This window comes from Cellulomonas sp. P4_H12, from assembly GCF_056400905.1.
The window spans coordinates 107,065-127,195 of record NZ_JBFUKJ010000009.1; the positions used below are offsets into that span (position 1 = coordinate 107,065).

19 protein-coding genes are annotated in these 20,131 nt (G+C 73.3%); 6 read left to right on the forward strand and 13 right to left on the reverse strand.

Annotated features, from left to right (window positions below; genetic code table 11):
- Positions 1–235 precede the first annotated feature (235 nt).
- Positions 236–766 carry a GNAT family N-acetyltransferase gene (locus AC1DQC_RS07110; protein ID WP_477050520.1) on the forward strand — a complete coding sequence of 177 codons (531 nt, stop codon included), beginning with the start codon at positions 236–238 and terminating at the stop codon, positions 764–766.
- Positions 767–778: 12 nt separating this feature from the next.
- On the opposite strand, the gene AC1DQC_RS07115 is transcribed toward AC1DQC_RS07110, so the two are convergent.
- Positions 779–1,342, reverse strand: a complete 564-nt coding sequence (locus AC1DQC_RS07115) for a GNAT family N-acetyltransferase (protein WP_477050521.1) — start codon at positions 1,340–1,342, stop codon at positions 779–781.
- A gap of 73 nt (positions 1,343–1,415) precedes the next feature.
- Between AC1DQC_RS07115 and AC1DQC_RS07120 the strand changes: the two genes are divergently transcribed.
- Positions 1,416–1,805: an HNH endonuclease gene (locus AC1DQC_RS07120; RefSeq protein ID WP_477050522.1), complete on the forward strand. Its 390-nt coding sequence runs from the start codon at positions 1,416–1,418 to the stop codon at positions 1,803–1,805.
- Here AC1DQC_RS07120 and AC1DQC_RS07125 read toward each other — a convergent pair.
- From AC1DQC_RS07125 to AC1DQC_RS07140, 4 genes are all read right to left on the reverse strand, one after another.
- Positions 1,786–2,217 carry an iron chaperone gene (locus AC1DQC_RS07125; RefSeq protein WP_477050523.1) on the reverse strand — a complete coding sequence of 144 codons (432 nt, stop codon included), beginning with the start codon at positions 2,215–2,217 and terminating at the stop codon, positions 1,786–1,788. The two genes, AC1DQC_RS07120 and AC1DQC_RS07125, sit on opposite strands and share 20 nt — an antisense overlap.
- A 57-nt stretch (positions 2,218–2,274) precedes the next feature.
- Positions 2,275–4,665 (reverse strand): ATP-binding cassette domain-containing protein, encoded by a 2,391-nt coding sequence (locus AC1DQC_RS07130; protein ID WP_477050524.1) that lies wholly within the window; start codon positions 4,663–4,665, stop codon positions 2,275–2,277.
- Positions 4,666–4,746: 81 nt separating this feature from the next.
- A complete protein-coding gene (locus tag AC1DQC_RS07135; RefSeq protein ID WP_477050525.1) occupies positions 4,747–5,157 on the reverse strand; it encodes a VOC family protein in 411 nt (136 codons plus the stop codon).
- 5 nt (positions 5,158–5,162) lie between these two features.
- Positions 5,163–5,612, reverse strand: a complete 450-nt coding sequence (locus AC1DQC_RS07140; protein WP_477050526.1) for a helix-turn-helix transcriptional regulator — start codon at positions 5,610–5,612, stop codon at positions 5,163–5,165.
- A 72-nt stretch (positions 5,613–5,684) separates the two neighbouring features.
- Here AC1DQC_RS07140 and AC1DQC_RS07145 point away from each other — a divergent pair, with 72 nt between their 5' ends.
- From AC1DQC_RS07145 to AC1DQC_RS07155, 3 genes are all read left to right on the forward strand, one after another.
- A complete protein-coding gene (locus AC1DQC_RS07145) occupies positions 5,685–7,967 on the forward strand; it encodes an LLM class flavin-dependent oxidoreductase (RefSeq protein ID WP_477050527.1) in 2,283 nt (760 codons plus the stop codon).
- A 4-nt stretch (positions 7,968–7,971) separates the two neighbouring features.
- A complete protein-coding gene (locus AC1DQC_RS07150) occupies positions 7,972–8,448 on the forward strand; it encodes a heme-degrading domain-containing protein (RefSeq protein ID WP_477050528.1) in 477 nt (158 codons plus the stop codon).
- A gap of 91 nt (positions 8,449–8,539) precedes the next feature.
- The gene (locus AC1DQC_RS07155) at positions 8,540–9,040 is read left to right on the forward strand and encodes a hypothetical protein (RefSeq protein ID WP_477050529.1); all 501 of its coding nucleotides are present in this window, start codon (positions 8,540–8,542) and stop codon (positions 9,038–9,040) included.
- Between the two features lie 4 nt (positions 9,041–9,044).
- On the opposite strand, the gene AC1DQC_RS07160 is transcribed toward AC1DQC_RS07155, so the two are convergent.
- A complete protein-coding gene (locus tag AC1DQC_RS07160) occupies positions 9,045–9,995 on the reverse strand; it encodes an aldo/keto reductase (RefSeq protein ID WP_477050538.1) in 951 nt (316 codons plus the stop codon).
- A 210-nt stretch (positions 9,996–10,205) separates the two neighbouring features.
- On the opposite strand from AC1DQC_RS07160, the gene AC1DQC_RS07165 reads away from it, so the two are divergent.
- A complete protein-coding gene (locus tag AC1DQC_RS07165; protein ID WP_055914529.1) occupies positions 10,206–10,550 on the forward strand; it encodes an RNA polymerase-binding protein RbpA in 345 nt (114 codons plus the stop codon).
- Positions 10,551–10,554: 4 nt separating this feature from the next.
- Here AC1DQC_RS07165 and AC1DQC_RS07170 read toward each other — a convergent pair whose 3' ends face one another.
- The 7 genes from AC1DQC_RS07170 to tatA all read right to left on the reverse strand — a co-directional run bounded on the left by AC1DQC_RS07170 (position 10,555) and on the right by tatA (position 19,967).
- Complete coding sequence (locus tag AC1DQC_RS07170) at positions 10,555–11,328, reverse strand: polyprenol monophosphomannose synthase (protein WP_477050530.1); 774 nt, start codon at positions 11,326–11,328, stop codon at positions 10,555–10,557.
- Positions 11,325–12,890, reverse strand: coding sequence for an apolipoprotein N-acyltransferase (gene lnt, locus AC1DQC_RS07175; RefSeq protein WP_477050531.1), 1,566 nt, complete (start codon positions 12,888–12,890; stop codon positions 11,325–11,327). Before lnt ends, AC1DQC_RS07170 begins: the two co-directional genes overlap by 4 nt.
- Positions 12,891–13,297: 407 nt before the next feature.
- A complete protein-coding gene (locus AC1DQC_RS07180; RefSeq protein ID WP_477050532.1) occupies positions 13,298–14,926 on the reverse strand; it encodes an amidohydrolase in 1,629 nt (542 codons plus the stop codon).
- Positions 14,927–14,965: 39 nt separating this feature from the next.
- Entirely contained in the window at positions 14,966–17,851 is a 2,886-nt protein-coding gene (locus tag AC1DQC_RS07185; protein WP_477050533.1) for a DEAD/DEAH box helicase, read from the reverse strand.
- 46 nt (positions 17,852–17,897) lie between these two features.
- Complete coding sequence (locus AC1DQC_RS07190; RefSeq protein ID WP_477050534.1) at positions 17,898–18,812, reverse strand: diacylglycerol/lipid kinase family protein; 915 nt, start codon at positions 18,810–18,812, stop codon at positions 17,898–17,900.
- A complete protein-coding gene (tatC, locus tag AC1DQC_RS07195) occupies positions 18,809–19,603 on the reverse strand; it encodes a twin-arginine translocase subunit TatC (protein ID WP_477050539.1) in 795 nt (264 codons plus the stop codon). The genes AC1DQC_RS07190 and tatC overlap by 4 nt, the downstream gene beginning before the upstream one ends.
- A gap of 43 nt (positions 19,604–19,646) precedes the next feature.
- Positions 19,647–19,967, reverse strand: coding sequence for a Sec-independent protein translocase subunit TatA (tatA, locus tag AC1DQC_RS07200; protein WP_477050535.1), 321 nt, complete (start codon positions 19,965–19,967; stop codon positions 19,647–19,649).
- Positions 19,968–20,131 lie beyond the last annotated feature (164 nt).

The following is a 20,131-nucleotide window of genomic DNA, read 5'->3' on the forward strand; positions in this document are numbered from 1 at the left end:
GATGCTCCCGACGTCAGGTCTCTCACGCTGATCCGCGTCTGACCCGGGCACACGCCAGACGATCACCACGAGGCAATCATGGGCCGCGCGGCGTGATGGCTCCCGCACTCGACTCGTGTCCTTGAAGGTTGCGGGCCGTTCGCGCTCGGGCGATCGAGCTCGGTGACGACGGGAACCCGGCCGCGTGGCTCGCCGACGAGCGCGAGATCGCCGCCTCGGCTGACATAATCGAGGGATGCCCTGCTTCCGCCTTCCCGACTCCCTGGAGACCGATCGCCTGGTCCTCGGGCCCCGGAGCGCCAGCCAGGCGGACGTCTACCACGGGCTGTGGACCGAGCGGGACCCACGGGTGCCCGTGCACCGGCGGATCGATGCCGAGGGGCGGCCGACGGTCGGCGACATCGCTGCGCAGATCCGCGTCGAGGGTGACGAGCCGGGGCCGCGGCTCCTCGCGGTGGTGCGGAAGGACACGGGCGACGTCATCGGGTACTGCGGGCTCACGGCACACGGGAGCGGTTCGCTGGACGAGCCCGAGCTCGCTTTCGAGCTGCTGCGCGCCGTCCACGGCGTCGGGTACGCCACCGAGGCAGGGCACGCCGTGGTCGACTCGGCGGCAGAGGCGGGCGTTCCCCGGTTGTGGGCGTCGGTCTGGGACTGGAACGTGGCGTCGCGGCGAGTCCTGGACAAGCTCGGGTTCCGCGAGACGGGCCGCGTGGCGCGCACGTCGATCCACGGCCGGAGCCTGCTGACCGTCCGGGAGCTCTGACTCTGGCGAGACCTAGCCACGCTGGGGACGGTTCTGCTCGTCGAACTCGTGGCTCAGCAGCGACCAGACCGACTTGTGGTGGAACGTGCCGTCCACCAGCCATGCCTCGCGCAGCTCACCCTCGTGCACCATGCCGAGCCGTCGCGCGACCGCGATGCTGCGCAGGTTGTCGCTGCGGCAGCGCCACTCCACGCGGTGGAGCCCTCGCACCTCGAACGCGTACCGCAGGAGGTGTGTGACGGCGGCGGTGATGTGCCCGTGACCCTCCCCCGCAGGCTCCGACCAGCAGCCCACCTCGCAGACGCCGGCCGCCGCGGAGAACGCCACGAACATCACGCCGCCCACCAGGACGCCGTCCGCCCAGATGCCGTAGATGCGCTGCCCGTCGAGCGCGAGCTGGCCGGCGTACCGGGTCAGCGTGGCGTGCGCGCCGGCGACGTCGTCGCTGAGGAACGACGGTCCGACCCACGGACGGATGTGCTCGCGCGCGCGTTCCATGTGGGCGGCGAACTCCGCCGCGCGCCACGGCTCGAGCGCGTCGAGGTGTGCGCCAGTCTCCAGCTCGATGGGGTTCATCGTCCTCCCTGTCTGCGTCGTGGGGTCGGAGCGCCTGCTCCGACCTGGGGCCGGTCGACCGTACGCTCCCGGCATGGTTGTCGGTGGGAGTCGCAAGGCCCGCGCGGCGCGGCGCCGGAAGCGCCGCATGGACGGCGTGGAGCACGACCTGACGCCGGAACAGTGGGCCGCGCTGCAGGAGGCCTGGGCGGGCTGCGCGTACTGCGGCGCCACCGACGGACCGATGCAGCGCGACTGCGTCCTGCCCATCTCCCGCGGCGGTCGCTACACGCTGGAGAACGTCGTCCCCGCGTGCCGGTCGTGCAACACGAGCAAGTGCAACGACGAGGTCACCGGCTGGATCCGCCGGAAGCGTCTCGACGAGCGCGCCTTCCTCGCGCGCTACGTCGAGCTCCGCACCGAGCTCGCCCGGCGCTTCCCGGCGGCCATCGAGCCCGTGGCGGTCAGCTCACCGCCTTCGTGACCAGCGCGGCGATCTTCTTCTCGTCGGCGGCAGTCAGCGAGGTCAGCGCGAACGAGGTCGGCCACATGGTGCCGTCGTCGATCTTGGCCACGTCGTTGAAGCCCAGGGTCGCGTACCGCGTCTTGAACTTCGAGGCTGCCTGGAAGAAGACGACGACCTTGCCGTCCTTGGCGTAGGCCGGCTGCCCGTACCAGGTCTTGGGCTCGAGGCCGGGGGCGGCCTCGGTGATGACGGCGTGGATCCGCTCCGCCATCGCGCGGTCGGCGTCGCCCATCTCGGCGATCTTCTGCAGCAGGTCGGCCTCGCCGTCGCCGGACTTCTTGCCCCGCGTCTCCTTGGCGCGCTCCTTCATCGCGGCACGCTCCTCGGCCGAGAACCCCTCGGACGTGGTGCCCTTCTTCGTCTCTGCCATGGCTCGCTGCCTCTCGGACGGTGGAGGGTGGCGGACCACTCTCCCGGGGTGGGTGGTTCAGGCGCCGACGTAGCCCGCGAGGTGCTCGCCGGTGAGCGTGGAGCGGGCGGCGACGAGGTCCGCGGGCGTGCCCTCGAAGACGATGCGGCCGCCGTCGTGACCCGCGCCGGGGCCGAGGTCGACGATCCAGTCGGCGTGCGCCATGACCGCCTGGTGGTGCTCGACGACGATCACCGACTTGCCCGAGTCGACCAGCCGGTCGAGCAGGGCGAGCAGGCGTTCGACGTCGGCCAGGTGCAGGCCCGTGGTCGGCTCGTCGAGGACGTAGATGCCGCCCTTCTCCCCCATGTGCGTCGCCAGCTTGAGCCGCTGGCGCTCGCCGCCGGACAGCGTCGGCAAGGGCTGCCCCAGGCTCACGTAGCCGAGCCCGACGTCGGCGAGCCGGTCGAGGATCGTGTGGGCCGCCGGGGTCCGCGCCTCCCCCGCGCCGAAGAACTCCTCGGCCTCGACCACCGACATCGCCAGCACCTCGCTGATGTCGCGGCCGCCCAGCTTGTACTCGAGCACGGACGCCTGGAATCGCTTTCCCTCGCACTCCTCGCACGGGGTGGCCACGCCGGCCATCATCGCGAGGTCCGTGTAGATGACGCCCGCGCCGTTGCAGGTGGGGCACGCGCCCTCGGAGTTGGCGCTGAACAGGGCCGGCTTGACCCCGTTGGCCTTCGCGAACGCCTTGCGGATGGGCTCGAGCAGGCCGGTGTACGTCGCGGGGTTGCTGCGGCGCGACCCCTTGATCGCGCCCTGGTCGATCGAGACGACGCCCGCGCCACCCGGGATCGACCCGTGCACGAGCGAGCTCTTGCCCGAGCCCGCCACACCGGTGACGACCACGAGCACCCCGAGCGGGATGTCGACGTCGACGTCGCGCAGGTTGTGCGCCGTCGCGCCCCGGATCTGCAGCGCTCCGGTCGGCGTCCGGACGTCGTTCTTGAGCTGGGCGCGGTCGTCGAAATGGCGGCCGGTCAGGGTCCCGCTGGTCCGGAGCTCGTCGACGCTGCCCTCGAAGCAGATGGTTCCGCCCGCCGTGCCGGCGCCCGGGCCGAGGTCGACCACGTGGTCGGCGATGACGATCGTCTCCGGCTTGTGCTCGACGACGAGCACGGTGTTGCCCTTGTCCCGCAGGCGCAGCAGCAGGTCGTTCATCCGCTGGATGTCGTGGGGGTGCAGGCCGATCGTGGGCTCGTCGAAGACGTAGGTGACGTCGGTCAGCGACGAGCCGAGGTGGCGGATCATCTTGATGCGCTGCGCCTCGCCACCCGACAGCGTGCCTGACGGCMGGTCCAGCGACAGGTAGCCGAGCCCGATGCTCACGAACGAGTCGAGCGTCTCCTGCAGCGAGACCAGCAGCGGCGCCACGGACGGCTCGTCGAGCCCGCGGACCCACTCCGCCAGGTCGCTGATCTGCATGGCGCAGGCGTCGGCGATGTTGACGTCGCCGATCCGGGACGACCGCGCGCCCGCGTTGAGCCGGGTGCCGTCGCAGTCCGGGCACGTGCCGAAGACGACGGTGCGTTCGACGAACGCGCGGATGTGCGGCTGCAGCGCGTCGACGTCCTTGGACAGGAACGACTTCTGGATCTTCGGCACGAGGCCCTCGTAGGTGAGGTTGATGCCCTCGACCTTGATCTTCGTCGGCTCCTTGTAGACGAGGTCGTGCAGCTCCCGCTCCGTGAACTCGCGGATCGGCTTGTCGGGGTCGAAGAACCCGCAGCCCGCGAAGATGCGGCCGTACCAGCCCTCCATGCTGTAGCCGGGGATGGTCAGCGCGCCCTCGTTGAGCGACTTGGAGTCGTCGTAGAGCTGGCTGAGGTCGATGTCGCTGACCTTGCCGGTGCCCTCGCACCGGGCGCACATGCCGCCCGTGACGGTGAACTCCCGCCGCTCCTTCGTGGTCTGTCCCCCGCGCTCGAAGGTGACCGCCCCGGCACCCGAGACCGACGCGACGTTGAACGAGAACGCCTGGGGCGAGCCGATGTGCGGCTGCCCGAGCCGGCTGAACAGGATGCGCAGCATCGCGTTCGCGTCGGTGGCGGTGCCGACGGTCGAGCGGATGTTGGCGCCCATCCGCTCCTGGTCGACGATGATCGCGGTGGTCAGCCCGTCGAGCACGTCGACGTCCGGCCGGGCGAGCGTCGGCATGAAGCCCTGCACGAACGCGCTGTACGTCTCGTTGATCATGCGCTGCGAGTCCGCGGCGATCGTGCCGAACACCAACGAGCTCTTCCCCGACCCGGAGACGCCCGTGAACACCGTCAGCCGCCGCTTGGGCAGCTCGACGCTCACGTCCTTGAGGTTGTTGACCCGCGCGCCCTGCACGCGGATCAGGTCGTGGCTGTCGGCGGGATGCCGCGCCGGCGCCGCCGCGGCGGTCCGGGTGTCCGTGCTCATCGTGTCTCCGTCTGTCGGGCGCGCCGAGGTCGTCGGCGGCGTCGTCTCGCTCGATCCAACCAGGTGCCGCGACCGGGCCGCTCAGGTCAGGGCGTTGATGCGGACGAGGTTGCCGGCCGGGTCACGGAATGCGCAGTCGCGGACGCCGTACGGCTGGTCCGTCGGCTCCTGCACGACCTCGGCGTCGCTCGCCTGGAGTCGGTCGAAGACGCCGTCGAGGTCGTCCGTCGCCAGGGTGATGGCGCCGTAGCTGCCCTTGGCGATCAGCTCGAGGATGGTGCGGCGCTCGTCGTCGGTGATGCCCGGCTCCGCGGCCGGCGGGTGGAGCACGATCGACGTGCCGGGCTGGTTGACCGGCCCGACCGTGATCCAGCGCATCCCCTCGTACCCGACGTCGTTGCGCACCTCGAAGCCGAGGGCGTCCCGGTAGAAGGCGAGCGCGGCGTCCGGGTCGGTCTGCGGGAGGAACGTGTAGTGGATGCTGATGTCCATGGCCGTCACGCTAGCTGCGGCGCCGCGGGCCGTGCTTCTCGATTCCTGACCGGTCGGGTGACCTTCTTCGCGATGCACGCCGGCAGCTCGGGCTTCGGCGGCGCGGTCTGCGCGCGGTAGGCGCTCGGAGGGATGCCGACCAGCTCGGTGAACCGCGTGCTGAAGGTGCCAAGGGACGAGCACCCGACCGCGAAGCAGACCTCAGTGACGCTCAGGTCGCCACGGCGCAGCAGGGCCATCGCCCGCTCGATGCGCCGCGTCATGACGTACGAGTACGGCGACTCGCCGTACGCCTGCCGGAACTCCCGGCTCAGGTGCCCGGCCGACATGTGCGCGCCGAGCGCGAGCGCCTCGACGTCCAGCGGCTGTGCGTACTCCCGGTCGATCCGGTCGCGCACCCGCCGGAGGCGCGCGAGGTCGCGCAGCCGCTGCTCGAACGCGGGATCGTGAGGCACGGTTCGATCGTGCCACGACGCACCGACGCACTGGCTATAGTTGAACTCTCAATCAGTACGGAAGGACGCCCGATGCCCGACTACGGTCACGACCTGGTGTTCGGCACCTTCCTCACGCCGTCGGCCAAGGACCCACAGCAGGTGGTGGCGCTCGCGCAGGCCACCGAGCGCGCCGGCCTGGACCTCGTGACCTTCCAGGACCACCCCTACCAGCCGGCGTTCCTCGACACGTGGACGCTCCTGTCCTGGGTCGCCGCCTCCACCGAGCGCGTGCACGTCGCCGGCAACGTCCTGAACCTGCCCCTGCGCCCACCGGCCGTCCTGGCGCGCGCGGCCGCGAGCCTCGACCTCCTCTCCGGCGGCCGGTTCGCGCTGGGCCTCGGCTCCGGCGCGTTCTGGGACGCGATCGTCGCGATGGGGTCGCCGCGGCTCACGCCCGGGCAGGGGGTCGACGCCCTCGACGAGGCCATCGACATCATCCGCGGCATCTGGGACGCCGACGAGCGACGCCCGCTGCGAGTCGACGGGACCCACCACCGCGTCGACGGAGCCAAGCGGGGGCCGGCGCCCGCCCACGACGTCCCCATCTGGCTCGGCGCGTACAAGCCGCGCATGCTCGGCCTGGTCGGCCGCAAGGCCGACGGCTGGCTGCCGAGCCTCGGGTACCTCCAGCCCGGCGACCTCGCGGCCGGCAACGCTCGCATCGACGACGCCGCGCAGGCCGCCGGGCGCGACCCGCGCGAGATCCGGCGGCTGCTGAACCTGGGCGGCGGCTCGTTCAGCGGCTCGGGGTTCCTCCAGGGGCCGCCGGAGCAATGGGTCGACGACCTGCTCCCGCTCGTCCTCGACGACGGAGTCGCGACGTTCATCCTGGGCGGCGACGACCCGTCAGCCATCGCGGTGTTCGGCGCAGAGGTCGCCCCGGCCCTCCGCGAGGCCGTCGCCGCCGCGCGCGCGGACTCGGGCACCGCCACGGGGTCGGTCCGCCCGTCGGTCTCCCTGGCCAAGCGGCGCCCGGGCATCGACTACGACGCCGTGCCCGCCTCGCTCGTCGCGACCGCCGTGGAACCCGGGGACCGCGAGTACGGGCGCGTGCGCTCGTCGTACGTCTACGCGGGTTCTCCGGGCCTCGTCCTGCGCCCGCGCGACGCCCAGGGCGTCGCCGACGCGCTGGCGTTCGCACGCGCTCAGGACGTGCCGTTCGCGGTGCGCAGCGGCGGCCACGGGATCAGCGGCCGGTCGACCAACGACGGCGGCATCGTCATCGACGTGGGCGCCCTCGACGCGGTCGAGGTGCTCGACCGGGAACGGCGGATCGTGCGGGTCGGCGCCGGCGCGCGCTGGGGCGACGTCGCGGCCGCGCTCTCGCCGCACGGGCTGGCCATCAGCTCCGGCGACTACGGCGACGTGGGCGTCGGTGGCCTGGTCACCGCGGGCGGCCAGGGCTTCCTCGGCCGCTCCTACGGCCTCACGCTCGACCACGTGGTCGCCGCGGAGCTGGTGCTGGCGGACGGACGGATCGTCCGCACGGACGCCGACCACGAGCCGGACCTGCTCTGGGCGGTGCGTGGCGCCGGCGCCAACTTCGGCATCCTCACGGCCGTCGAGATCGAGGCCGCCGAGGTCGGCAACGTCGTCTACGCGACGATCGTGTACGACGCCACGGACACCGCACGGTTCGTCGAAGCCTGGGCCGCGCTGGTCGAGGAGTCGCCGCGACAGCTCACCAGCTTCCTCACGCTGGCGTCGGCGCGCGGGCAGAACCCGGCGATCGGGTACGCGATCATCGTGTGGGCCGACGACGACACCGAGTCGGCGATCGTGGCGCTGGAGAGGTTCCTCGACCTCGCTCCCGTGCTGCAGCAGCAGGCCCAGCTCGTCCCGTACGCGGCCACCGTCGCGCCCGCGCACGGCGAGCACGTCGGCGGAGCCGACTCGGCCGCCCGCGGCGGGCTGGTGGAGCACGTGACGCCCGCGCTGGCCGCGCTGCTCGCCGACCTGGTCGCGGCGGGCGACGCCGACATGGTCCAGCTCCGGGCGGTCGGCGGCGCCGTGAACGACATGGACCCGGACGCCACCGCGTACGCGCACCGGACCCAGAACTTCTCCCTGCTCGCCTCCGTGGGCGGCCGTCGACGGACGCAGATCGACGCATGGTGGGAGCGGATCGGCCCGCACCTCGACGGCGTCTACCTCAGCTTCGAGACGAACCAGTCCCCCGAGCGGGTGGCCGAGGCGTTCCCGCCGCGGACGCTGGCCCGCATCGGCCGGCTCAAGGCCGTCTACGACCCTGAGCACGTGTTCGACGGCAACTTCGGCGTCGCGCCGGTCGCCGGCGACCCCGTGCCACGATGACCGCATGAGCACCCAGGACGACGTCGCCGGCACCATCGCACAGGTCGAGCAGCAGGAGCACGACCTCGTCTTCACCACGTTCACGAACGACGACGCGTGGCGGCTCGGCTGCCTGCTGGTCGAGCTGGCCCAGGACCGCGACCTGCCGGTGACCGTGGACATCCGCCGGGGCACCCAGCAGCTGTTCCACGCCGCGCGACCGGGCACCACGCCGGACAACGACAGCTGGGTGGAGCGCAAGGTCCGGGTGGTCGAGCGCTTCGGTGCGTCGTCCTACCTCGTCGGGCTGCGGGCCAAGGCCAAGGGCACGACGTTCGCCGCGCAGCACGACCTGCCGCTGCAGCAGTTCGCCGCGCACGGCGGCGCCTTCCCGGTCCGGGTCCGCGACGTCGGCATCGTCGGCGTGGTGACCGTGTCCGGTCTCCCGCAGGCCGACGACCACGCGCTCGTGGTCGAGGCCGTGGCGGCGCACCTGTCCTGACCCGCCCTCAGCCCCGATCGGGCGGGACCCCGCCCCCAGGACCGGCTGCACGGTGGTCGCCCGCACCCGACCCCGCGCCAGGGTTCTCGCCATGACGCAGCACGGAGACGACCGCTGGTTCGACGACGAGGACGAGGACGACGACTGGGCCGACGCGCCCTGGGGCCTGGACGACGACGGGCCCGACCACGACCTCCCCGACCCGCCGGGCGCGCGGCTGGGATCGGCGGGCGACGCGCTGGCCGTGCTGCTCGACCTCGTCGGGCCCGAGCGCGCGGGCCCGCCCGCCCTGTGGTTCGTGCTGCTCGACGCCGCCGACCGCACCCTCCCCCTGGTCCTGCCGATCACGGACGTCCCCCTGCGCGCCGACCGCGCTGTGGCGCACCAGCTCATGGGGGTGCTCGCCTCGGTCCTGCGCTCCGAGGGCGGCGGGTCGGTGGTCGTCGGGCTCGTCCGGGCGGCGGGCGGCGACCGCGGCGCGTTCGAGAGCTCGTGGGTCCCGGTGCTGCGGCGGGCCGCCGACGACGCCGGCGTGCGGGTGTGGGCGGTCGTCGCCCTCGGCGAGAACCGCGCCCGGGTGCTCGAGTGGTGACCGCTCAGGGCGTGGGGCCGGGCGCCGCCTCGTCGATCGCCGCCAGCTGCTCGAGGTCCGGCTCCCACGCGATCGACGCGACGTTGGCGCGCAGCTGCTCGGGGGTGCGGGCGCCGGCGATCACGGTGGCGACCACGGGCTGGGCCGCGAGTCCACCGAGCGCCACCGTCGGCAGGTCGACGCCCCACTGCTCGGCCAGGGCCGCCAGCGCGTCGATGCGGTCGAAGTCCGCCCGCGCCAGCCGGTCGGGCATGCGCGTGAGGCGGGTGCCCTCCGGGGCCGACTGGTCGCGCCGGTACTTGCCGGTCAGCAGGCCGGAGGCGAGCGGGACGTACGGGATGAGGCCGACCCCGACCTGCTCCAGCGCGGGCACCAGCTCCGCCTCGACGCTGCGGTCGAGCAGGTTGTACCGGTTCTGCGACGACACGAACGGCGCGGTGCCGGCGGTTCGCGCGCTCCAGTCGGCGTCGACCACCTGCCAGGCGGCGAAGTTCGACGAGCCCAGGTACCGGACCTTGCCCTCGGCCACCAGCTCCTGCAGCGCGGCGAGGGTCTCCTCGATCGGGGTCACCGGGTCGGGTGCGTGCATCTGGAGGAGGTCGATGTGGTCCGTGCCCAGCCGTGCCAGCGAGCTCTCCACGGCCCGGCGGACGTACCGGCGCGACCCCCGCACGCCCCAGTCCGGGCCGTTGACGCCGCCCATGTCCATGCCGAACTTGGTGGCGACAACAACGTCCTCGCGGTGGCCGCCCAGGGCCGCGCCCAGCAGCTCCTCGCTCTGCCCGGGCGTGCCGCCGTAGACGTCGGCGGTGTCGAAGAAGGTGATGCCGGCGTCGAGCGCGGCCGCGACCAGCGCCGGGACGCCGTCGGGCGGCAGCGTCGCACCGAAGGTGTTGCACCCGAGGCCCGCCACCGAGACGACGAGGCCGCTGTCGCCGAGCTGTCGGAAGGACATCTCGCCGCTGGTGCGGGAGGCTGGAGGCGTGGACGGGGACACGGGCGTGGAAGGATTGCTCACCCGGGCAACCCTAAGCCTCTCCCCCGCGCACCATCGGTGTTCACCAGACCTTCACGTCCACCTGGAACACTGGAGGGGCGACCACCGTTGACATCGGTGGAAGTTCTCACTCTCGACGGCCGTACAACGGCACGGAGGTTCCCCAAGATGGCAAACCGGTCCCTGCGCGGCATGCGCATCGGGTCCCACAGCATGGAGACCGAAGACGGCGTGGAGTTCGCGCCCCGGCTCCAGGCTCACTACGACTGCCCCAACGGGCACACCATCATCCTGCCGTTCTCGGTCGAGGCCGACGTTCCGGTGGTGTGGGAGTGCCGGTGCGGCGAGGAGGCGCTCCTGCGTGACGCGTCCAAGCCCGAGGTGAAGGCCGGCAAGCCGCCGCGCACCCACTGGGACATGCTGCTCGAGCGCCGCACGGTCGGCGAGCTCCAGGAGCTGCTGGACGAGCGCCTGGACCTGCTCCGGTCGGGCAAGCTGCGCCGCAGCGCCTGACGGCTCAGCGCCTCGAACGACGGAACGCTCCCGCCACACGGCGGGAGCGTTCTGCTATCCCCCACCGGGTCACGCTGACCAGCGCCTCGAGGACGATGGCTCGGCTCATCTTCGAGTGGCCCAGCTCGCGCTCGACGAAGGTGATCGGGACCTCGACCACCCGCGCGCCCGACCGCACGGCGCGCCAGGCCATGTCGACCTGGAAGCAGTAGCCCTGCGAGGCGATGTCGCCCCGCGTCAGCTCGGCCAGGAGCTCGGAGCGGTACGCGCGGAAGCCGCCGGTCGCGTCGCGCAGCGGGATGCCGAGCACGATCCGCGTGTAGGTGTTGGCGCCGCGGGACAGGACGAGACGGCTGAACGGCCAGTTGACGACCTTTCCGCCGGGGACCCAGCGCGATCCCAGCACGAGGTCGGCGTCGGCGATCCTGGCCAGCAGCAGCGGGAGGTCCTGCGCGCGGTGCGACCCGTCCGCGTCCATCTCGACGACCACGTCGTAGCCGCGCTGCAGCGCCCAGCCGAAGCCCGCCACGTAGGCGGTCCCGAGGCCCAGCTTCCCCGTGCGGTGCAGGACGTGGATCCGGCGCGTCCCGTCGTCGAAGGCCTCGCGCTCGGCGATCTTCTCGGCGAGCTCGCCCGTCCCGTCGGGCGAGCCGTCGTCGACCACGAGGACGTCCGCGGTCGGCACGTGCGTGCGCAGTCGGGCGAGCGCGCCGGGCAGGTTCTCGCGCTCGTCGTAGGTGGGGACGACCACCAGCACGCGCTGCGGGGCCTCGGTCATGCGGCGGTCTCGTTCCGGTCGGCGCGACGCACCCGGCGGGCGCCGGCCGCGCCGGCGATCACCACGCACACCGCGAGGGCGTCGATGATCCATGCGGGCCACGCGCCCAGCCTCGTCGCGGGCGTCAGCGTGTCACGCAGGGGAAGGCTAGCCACCATCTGCTCGGCGGTGAAGAGACCGGTCTGCTGGCTGACCACGCCGTTGGGCTCGATGACGGCGCTGACCCCCACCGTGGAGATCTGCACGGTCGCACGGCCGTGCTCGATCGCGCGGATGCGGGACATCGCGAGCTGCTGGGTGGACTCGTCGGACACACCGAACGACGCGTTGTTCGTCTGGACCACGAGGACCTCACCACCGGCGCGGACGGCGTCGCGCACGATGCCGTCGTACGCGACCTCGAAGCAGATGACGTCGCCGATGCCGACGGTCCGGCCGAGCCGCTCCGAGTCGAGCGGGACGTAGCCGGGCTTGTCGCCGGGGATCATGTCGCGCGTCACCAGGTCCACGGCCGACGAGAAGTGCCGGACGAACGACCGGATCGGGATGTACTCAGCGAAGGGTGCCGGGTGCTGCTTGGTGTACGTGGCGGTGATGCCGACGCCGGGCTCCCAGAGCACCGCGGTGTTGTACCGCCCGCCGCTCGGCGGGTACTGGACGGTCCCGACCAGCATCGGGGCGTCGACGGCCTGGGCGGCGCCGTCGATGAGCCCGGCGGCCTTCTGGTCCACCTGGGGGTCTATGTCGGTGCCGTTCTCCGGCCACAGCACGAGGTCGAGGTCGCCGGGCTCCACCTGGTCGAGCAGCGCGAGCGTGCCCTCCACGTGGTTGTCCAGCACGGCCTCGCGCTGGCCGAACGCGTCGAGGCCGGTGCCGGGGACGTTGCCCTGGACGGCACCCACCGTCAGCGTCCCGTTCTCGGCCTGCGTGTCCAGCGGGATCAGCAGCCCGACGAGCAGCAGGGCGCCGACGACCGCCCCGGATGCGACGAGCGGCCCGACGCGCAGGCGGCGCGCGGCCAGCACGATCTGGGCGAGCAGGACGCCGACCACCACGACCGCCGCCGTCAGCAGGGGTGCGCCGCCGAGCGAGGCCAGCGACGCGAGCGGGGAGTCCGCCTGCGAGAAGGCCAGGCGCCCCCACGGGAACCCGCCGAACGGCCACGTCGCGGCCAGCTCCTCGGTCGCGACGAACAGGATCGTGAACACGACGACCTGCAGGCCGGCGCTGCGCCACACGGCGTTGCCGCGGCGCGCCCACGCCCACGCGGCACCGAGCAGCGCGAAGTACAGGGCCTCGAGGGTGCTCAGCGCGATCCAGGGCACCCGGCCGACGGCGTCGTTGGCCCAGGTGATCAGGGGCGCGACGAACGCGAGGCCCCAGAGCAGCCCGACCAGCGCGTTCCAGCGCGCGCTGTCCCGGCGCAGGGCGAGGAAGAGGCAGGCCACCCCGAGGAAGGCCGCGCCCCACCAGCCCGGTGCAGGGAACGCGAGGCGCGTGAGCAGGCCGCCCGCGACGGCGAGGACGAGAGTCCACCAGCGGGCGGGTTCACGGGCGGGCACCTCAGGAGGGTACGACAGCCGGCTGTGTCCGACCGACCGGCCCGCGTGTCCTTCGTACCGGTCGGCGTGCAGGCGCACGGACCGTTGTCTACTGAACACGCGGGCCCGGTCGGAGCCCTACCCCCTACCGCGGCCGCCAGGCTCGGCGTCGGCCCGACATCGTCGTGGGCCGGTCACCGCGGTGGATCTCCTGAGGAACCTACCGAGATCCACAGGAGTGTCAAGGCGGCATCGGCGCTGGTGAGGGCCGTACCCGCAGGTCACCAACGCACCATCGGTCCCGTCTGTACCGTTCGGGGCGGCGTGTCGTCGCGCGTGTCGTCAGATCCGGTCGAAGCGGGCGGTTCCGGTCGGCGCGTCCCGCCGCGGAATTCACCCGCTCGGCCCCGCCCCGATGGGCTGTCCCATCAGAACGTGTCGTACAGGACCACGCCGTCGCGGACCGTGCGCAGGCACGTCGGTGCCGGTGCGTCCGGCGACATGTCGGGCAGGAGCGGGATGCCGGCGCGTGCGTCGGTGCTCCACGACGAGAACCGTCCCTCGGCCGACTGCACCGTCAGGTGCTCCGCGCGCCACACGGCGAGGTGAGCCGGTGACCCGACGCGCAGCTCGCCGGCGCCCGTGTGGTCCAGGCCCGCGACGCGCCAGCCGCCGCGGGTCGACGCGCGGAAGGCCGCTCGCGCCGAGATGCGCTGGTCCGCGGCGCGGTGCTGCACCGCGGCCCGCACGCCGGCCCACGGGTCGATCGCCGTGACGGGCGAGTCCGAGCCGAACGCGAGCGGCACGCCGGCGGCCGCCAGGTCGGCGAGCGGGTTCAGCGCCGCGGCCCGTCCGGCACCCAGGCGGGTGGCGTACATGCCGTCGGGTCCGCCCCACGCCGCGTCGAACGCGGGCTGCATGCTGAGCCGGACGCCCAGGAGGACCAGCGCCGCGAGGGTCGGGGCGTCGACCATCTCGGCGTGCTCGAGGCGGTGGCCCATGCGCGCGATGGCGTCGGGACCCTCGACGTCCACGGCCGCCCGCAGGCCGAGCAGCAGCTCGTCCATCGCGCGGTCCCCGATGACGTGGAAACCGCCCTGGACGCCCGCCCGGGTCACCGCGGTGAGGTGGTTGCAGATCTGCTCGGCGGTCAGGTACAGCACGCCCTGGTCACCCGGCGCGTCGGCGTACGGAGCCCGCACAGCGGCCGTGTGCGACCCCAGGGAACCGTCCACGTTGAGGTCGCCGCCGATCCCGGTCAGGCCCGGGATGGCGGCGAGGATCTCGCGCGCGTCGTCGACGGTCACGCACTGCTCGCCGCGGTAGCCGACCAGGTGGGGCAGCCCGCCGCGTGGGTCCTCCGTGAGCTCGAGCAGCTCGACGAGGCCGGCGCGCGTGTCGATCGACGGCGCGCTGTGCTCGTGCACCGAGACGACGCCGCGCGCCGCGGCGTGCGCGAGGGCCCGCCGGTACAGGGCCGTCCGGCGCTCCGGGGAGACGGCGCGTGCCGCCTCGCGCGCGGCGTGGTGCGCGTCCCGCTCGACGCGGCCGTCGAGGCTCCACCCCGGGAGCAGGTCCAGGCCTGCGTCGCGGGACAGGGCGCTCGAGACGACCGCCGAGTGGACGTCGACACGCGCCAGGTAGACGGGTGCGCCGCCGGCGGCCGCGTCGAGCTCCTCGCGCGTGGGCGGACGGCCCTCGGGCCAGCGCAGCTCGTCCCAGCCGAAGCCCAGCACGGGCGCCCCGGCCGGGGTCGTGGCGGCGGCGCGGTGCACCGCGTCCAGGGCGTCGGCGAGCGAGTGCACGCCGGCCTCCGGCGACAGGTCGACGCTCTCCAGCGCCAGCCCGGTCTCGAGCACGTGGACGTGGGCGTCGACGAACCCCGGAGCCACCAGCGCGCCGTCGAGGTCGATGACCTCGTCCGCGCGGGACACCATGCCGTCGGCCGTGTCGTCGGCGCCGAGCCAGACCACCGTGCCGTCCTCGACGAGCAACGCCTCGGCGAACGGGTCGGCGGACGTGTGGACGGCGCCGTGGCGATAGAGGGTCGAGCTCACACCGGCACGATAGGGCAGGTCAGACCGCTCCACCCGGGTCTAGACCGACGAGTAGGCCACGACCCCGTGCCGCAGGGCCTCGACGGCCTTCCGTGCGGTGTCCCGGACGCGCTGGTGCGGGGCGGCCTGCGAGACCTGGTCGAGCACGTCGATGACCTGCTTGCACCAGCGCACGAAGTCGCCCGCGGACAGCTCGCTGCCCTTGAGCACGGCATCGAGGCTGCGGCCCGCCGCCCACCGGTGCACGGCCTCCACCAGCCCGGCGTCGAGCGGCTGGATGGTCTCCACCTTGTGCGCCGTCTCGAGGTCGTCGAGCTCCGACCACGCCCGCACGGTCGCGTCGAGGGCGACGCCCAGCCGGCTGCTCGGTCCGCCGGGGATGCGCGGCTCGCCCTGGTCGTCGCGGCGGGAGCGGTACACGAGCGTGGAGACCGCCGCGGCAAGGCCGGGGGCGTCGAGCTCGTCGAAGACGCCCCGGCGCAGGCACTCCGCCAGCAGCAGGTCGTTCTCCGCGTAGATCCGGCGCAGCCAGCGTCCGTCGTCGGTCACCTGCAGGGGGCTGCGGCCGGCGTCGTCGGACGTCTGCTCGAGGTAGCCGAGCCGCTGGAGCACGTCGCAGATGCGGTCGAACACGGCCGCGATCGACCCCGTCCGGCCGGCGATGCGGGCGACGAGCGCGTCGTGCTCCTCCGAGAGCCGCGCCCACCGCTCGGCCCAGCGGGCGTGCTCCTCGCGGTCCGGGCAGCTGTGGCAGGGGTGGGCCCGCAGCCGGCGCCGCAGGGCCGCGATCTCGGCGTCGTCCGCGGCCGCGCGCTGCCCGCCCTTGGGGCGGTCCTTGCGGGTGGGTCCCCGGTCGGCGCCGACCGAGGAGCGCAGCGCGGCGGCGAGGTCGCGGCGCGCCGCCGGGACCCGCGCCGAGAACCCCTTGGGCACCCGGAGGAAGCCGACGGTCGTCACGCCCGTGCCGACGTCGGCGACCGTGAGCTTGCGGACCTGTCGGTCGACGGTGAGCACGGTGGGTCGCGGGCCGTCGAAGCCGCCGTCGCCCCCGGGGTCGATGACCACCGCGTGGCCCGACCGGCGGCCCACCGGGATCTCGAGGACGTCGCCCACGCGCAGGCCCTCGAGCGTGCGGGCCACCTCCGCCCGGCGTGCCTGGGCCTCGGCGCGGGTCAGGTCCTTCTCGCGCGCCGTGATCTCGCGGCGCAGCGCGGCGTACTCCGCGAAGTCGCCCTGGTGGCAGACCATCGCGCGGGCATAGCCCTCCAGGGCCTCTGCGTGCCCCTGTGCCTGCCGCGCGAGCCCCACCACGCCCCGGTCGGCCTGGAACTGCGCGAAGGACGTCTCGAGGACCTCGCGCGCGCGGTCGCGACCCACCTGCGCGACCAGGTTGACCGCCATGTTGTACGTCGGGCGGAAGCTCGAGCGCAGCGGGTACAGCCGCTTGGACGCCAGGCCCGCCAGCTGCACCGGGTCGAGCCCCGGGTGCGCGACGACCACGGCGTGACCCTCGGTGTCGATCCCGCGCCGCCCCGCCCGCCCGGTCAGCTGGGTGTACTCCCCCGGCGTGACGTCCACGTGGTTGGAGCCGTCCCACTTGACCAGCTTCTCCATGACGACGGACCGCGCCGGCATGTTGATGCCCAGCGCGAGCGTCTCCGTGGCGAACACGACCTTGACCAGCCCGCGCGAGAACAGGTCCTCGACGGTCTCCTTGAACAGCGGGAGCATGCCCGCGTGGTGCGCGGCGACGCCGCGGGACAGCGCGTCGGCGAACTCCCAGTAGCCCAGCACGTCGAGGTCCTCGGGCGGCACCGCGGCGCACCGCTCCTCGACGATGCGGCGGATCTCGCTCTGCTCGGCCGGCGTCGTCAGCCGCACCCCCGCGGCCAGGCACTGCTGGACGGCGCCCTGGCAGCCCGCCCGGGAGAAGATGAAGACGATTGCGGGCAGCAGGCCGTCCCGGTCCAGGGCGTCGACCACGGCGAACCGGGGCGTCGGGCGGCTGCCTCCGGGGCGACCTCCACCCCCGCTGCCCGGCCGCGCGCCGCCGCGCCCCCGGTAGCCGCGGTCGCCGGGGCCGCGCCGACCCTGGCCGGGCTCCTCGCGGTTGCTGCGGCGCAGCAGGTGCGTCAGGTCGGGGTTGATCGGCGGGTCGACCCCGGGGTCCGTCGGGTCGACGTGCCCGGCGTACAGGTCGAGCAGGTCGCCGCGTACCAGCACGTGCTGTCCGAGCGGCACGGGCCGGTGCTCGCTCACGACGACCGTGGTGTCGCCCCGCACGGTGGCCAGCCAGTCGCCGAACTCCTCCGCGTTGGACACGGTGGCGGACAGCGAGACCAGCTGCACGTCGTCGGTGAGGTGGATGATCACCTCCTCCCACACGGGGCCGCGGAACCGGTCCGCGAGGTAGTGCACCTCGTCCATGACGACGAACCCGAGCCCTTGGAGCGTCGGCGAGCCCGCGTACAGCATGTTGCGGAGCACCTCGGTCGTCATGACGACGACGGGAGCCTCGCCGTTGATGGTCGTGTCGCCCGTGAGCAGGCCCACGCGCTCGGGTCCGTAGCGGCGGACGAGGTCGGAGTACTTCTGGTTGGAGAGGGCCTTGATGGGAGTCGTGTAGAACGCCTTGCGGCCCGATTGGAGCGCCAGGTGGACCGCGAACTCCCCCACGACCGTCTTGCCCGCACCCGTCGGCGCGGCGACGAGGACGCCGCTGCCGCGCTCGAGCGCCTGGCACGCCTCGATCTGGAACGGGTCGAGCGGGAAGCCGAGCAGCTCCCGGAACTGGCCCAGCTCGCTGCGGTCGACCTCGGCCCGGCGGCGGGCGGCGGCGAACCGCTCGGCGGGCGAGAGCTCCTCCTGCGACGGGTCCGTCGAGGACGAGGACGGCCGGTCGGTCTTGCGTGAGCGGGACACCACACGCACACCCTAGGCACACCGCCTGCCCGTCGCGGGGCGGGCGCGCTCAGCAGAGGACGGACAGCGCCCCGGGGTCCACGGTCACCCGCAGCGGCAGCGGTCCGATGCGCTCGCCGTCCGCGAAGGCGGCGGGCGGGAGGGCACCGAGGTTGGTGAGCGGCTCGATGAGGACGGACCGGCTGCGCACGATCTCGACCGACGGGTGGCCCACGTGCTTGCCCTGGTAGATGCCGGGGAAGATCTTCACCACGCCGGACTTGCTGAAGGGTCCGGCCACGACCACGTCGAGCAACCCGTCGTCCACCACGGCGTCGGGTGCGATCTTCAGGCCGCCCCCGATCCACGGGACGTTCGCGACCGCCACGAGCGTGCCGGCCGACTCCCACACCCGGTCGTCCAGCGTCACCCGGTACCCGTACGGCCGGAACCCGCCCAGCTCGGCGGCGAGTGCGCGCACGTAGCGACCGGACCCCTTGGGCCAGGTCATCTCGTTGGCGCGGGCGTTGATCGCGGCGTCGAACCCGCACGACAGCACCCCGAGGTACCACTCGTGGGCAGCGTGGGCCGGCGAGCCGACGCGCACGGCGTCCACGCGCCGCGGGCCGTCGAGCAGCCCGTGCTCGATGGCGGCCACCGCTGCCTCGACGTCCCCCCGCGGCAGCGCGAGCGTGCGGGCGATGTCGTTGCCGGTGCCCGCGGCGACGATGCCCAGCGGCAGGCCCGTGCCGGCCACCACGTTGACGCCGAGGTGCACCATGCCGTCGCCACCGACGACGACGAGCGCGTCGAGGCCCTGCACCGCCGCGGCCCGCGCGCGGTCCGTGGCCTGCGCGAGCGTGGCCGCCGACAGGTCCTCGACCTTGTGCCCGCGCGCCTGCAGGAGCTCGTGCACCCGTCGGCCCGCCTGCGTGCCACGACCCTTGCCGGCGGTGGGGTTGACCACGACGCCGAGGTGGATCACGCGGTCGCTCCGGCGCCACCGGGCTCGTCGTCCATCGTCCCGTCGAGGCGCGGCAGACCCGCGGCCACCCGCCGCCGGTCCACCCGCCGGTCGTGCAGCACGCAGACGCCGAGGGCGACGAAGTACAGGCCGCAGATGGGCAGGGCCACCGCGAGCATCGTCATCGCGTCGGGCGTCGGCGTCATGACCGCGGCGAAGACGAACGCGATCATGACGGCCCAGCGCCAGCCCTTGCGCCACGTGGCCGCGGTGCCGATGCCGGCGAAGTTCAGCGCGACCATCACGACGGGCAGCAGGAACGCGATGCCGAACGCGAGCATGAGCCGCATGACGAAGCCGAGGTAGGTCTGCGCGTCGATGAGGTTGGTCGCGCCCGTCGGCGTGAACTCGGTGAGCAGCTTGACCGCGTTGGGCAGCGCCCACCAGGCCACGAACGCGCCCGCCAGGAACAGCGGCACGGCCACGCCGAGGAAGCCGAACGCGTACACGCGCTCCTTGTGGTTCAGGCCCGGCGTGACGAAGGCCCAGAACTGGTAGAGCCACCAGGGGCTGGAGAGGATCACGCCGAGGAAGAACGACACCTTCACCCGCATGTCGAACGACGTCGCGATGCCGGAGAAGTTCAGCGCGATCAGGCTGTCGCGCTCCTCCGCGACCCGCACCAGCGGCTGCTGCAGCGCGGTGAACACGGGGTCGTAGAGGAACCAGCCGATCACGGCGCCGATGACGACGCCGATCGCGGCGAGGAAGAGGCGGCGTCGCAGCTCGACCAGATGTGCTCGCAGCGGCATCCGGCCGCCGGGCTCACCCCCGCGGCGGGCGTTCACGTGCGGGTCAGACCTTCGGCGGGGTGGTGCCCTCGGTCGGCGCCTCGACGGGCCGGGCCGGGGTGACGTACTTCGCGTCGGCCGGGGCCGGCGCGGCGGGCGGTGCACCGAACGGAGTCACACCGGCGGGGGGCGGCACCGGCGCCGCGGGCGGCACGGGGGCCGCGGCGGGGGCGTCGTCGGCCCTCAGGTCCTGGACCTCGTGCTTGAAGATCTTCATCGACTGGCCCACGCTCTTGGCCAGGTCGGGCAGCCGCTTCGCGCCGAACAGCAGGACGACCACGAGCAGCACGATGAGTACGTGCCATGCGCTCAGGTTTCTCAACACGTCGGATCCTCCGTCGGTATGTCGTTGCGCCTGATCCTACCCGCGCCACCTGGGGATCCGGCCCCGGCGCGTCAGCGCCAGTACGCCGCCCAGCGCAGCCGGGTGGCGGTCCGCCGGTCCTCGCGCTCGGCGCGGCGGCCGGCGGCGGCCGCCCGCAGCTCGGC

Bases quoted from the DNA above. Each gene is read 5' to 3' on its own strand.
- AC1DQC_RS07110 (WP_477050520.1), top strand. From the start codon at position 236: ATGCCCTGCTTCCGCCTTCCCGACTCCCTGGAGACCGATCGCCTGGTC.
- AC1DQC_RS07115 (WP_477050521.1), bottom strand. From the start codon at position 1,342: ATGAACCCCATCGAGCTGGAGACTGGCGCACACCTCGACGCGCTCGAG.
- AC1DQC_RS07120 (WP_477050522.1), top strand. From the start codon at position 1,416: ATGGTTGTCGGTGGGAGTCGCAAGGCCCGCGCGGCGCGGCGCCGGAAG.
- AC1DQC_RS07125 (WP_477050523.1), bottom strand. From the start codon at position 2,217: ATGGCAGAGACGAAGAAGGGCACCACGTCCGAGGGGTTCTCGGCCGAG.
- AC1DQC_RS07135 (WP_477050525.1), bottom strand. From the start codon at position 5,157: ATGGACATCAGCATCCACTACACGTTCCTCCCGCAGACCGACCCGGAC.
- AC1DQC_RS07145 (WP_477050527.1), top strand. From the start codon at position 5,685: ATGCCCGACTACGGTCACGACCTGGTGTTCGGCACCTTCCTCACGCCG.
- AC1DQC_RS07150 (WP_477050528.1), top strand. From the start codon at position 7,972: ATGAGCACCCAGGACGACGTCGCCGGCACCATCGCACAGGTCGAGCAG.
- AC1DQC_RS07155 (WP_477050529.1), top strand. From the start codon at position 8,540: ATGACGCAGCACGGAGACGACCGCTGGTTCGACGACGAGGACGAGGAC.
- AC1DQC_RS07160 (WP_477050538.1), bottom strand. From the start codon at position 9,995: ATGTCCTTCCGACAGCTCGGCGACAGCGGCCTCGTCGTCTCGGTGGCG.
- AC1DQC_RS07165 (WP_055914529.1), top strand. From the start codon at position 10,206: ATGGCAAACCGGTCCCTGCGCGGCATGCGCATCGGGTCCCACAGCATG.
- AC1DQC_RS07170 (WP_477050530.1), bottom strand. From the start codon at position 11,328: ATGACCGAGGCCCCGCAGCGCGTGCTGGTGGTCGTCCCCACCTACGAC.
- tatC (WP_477050539.1), bottom strand. From the start codon at position 19,603: ATGCCGCTGCGAGCACATCTGGTCGAGCTGCGACGCCGCCTCTTCCTC.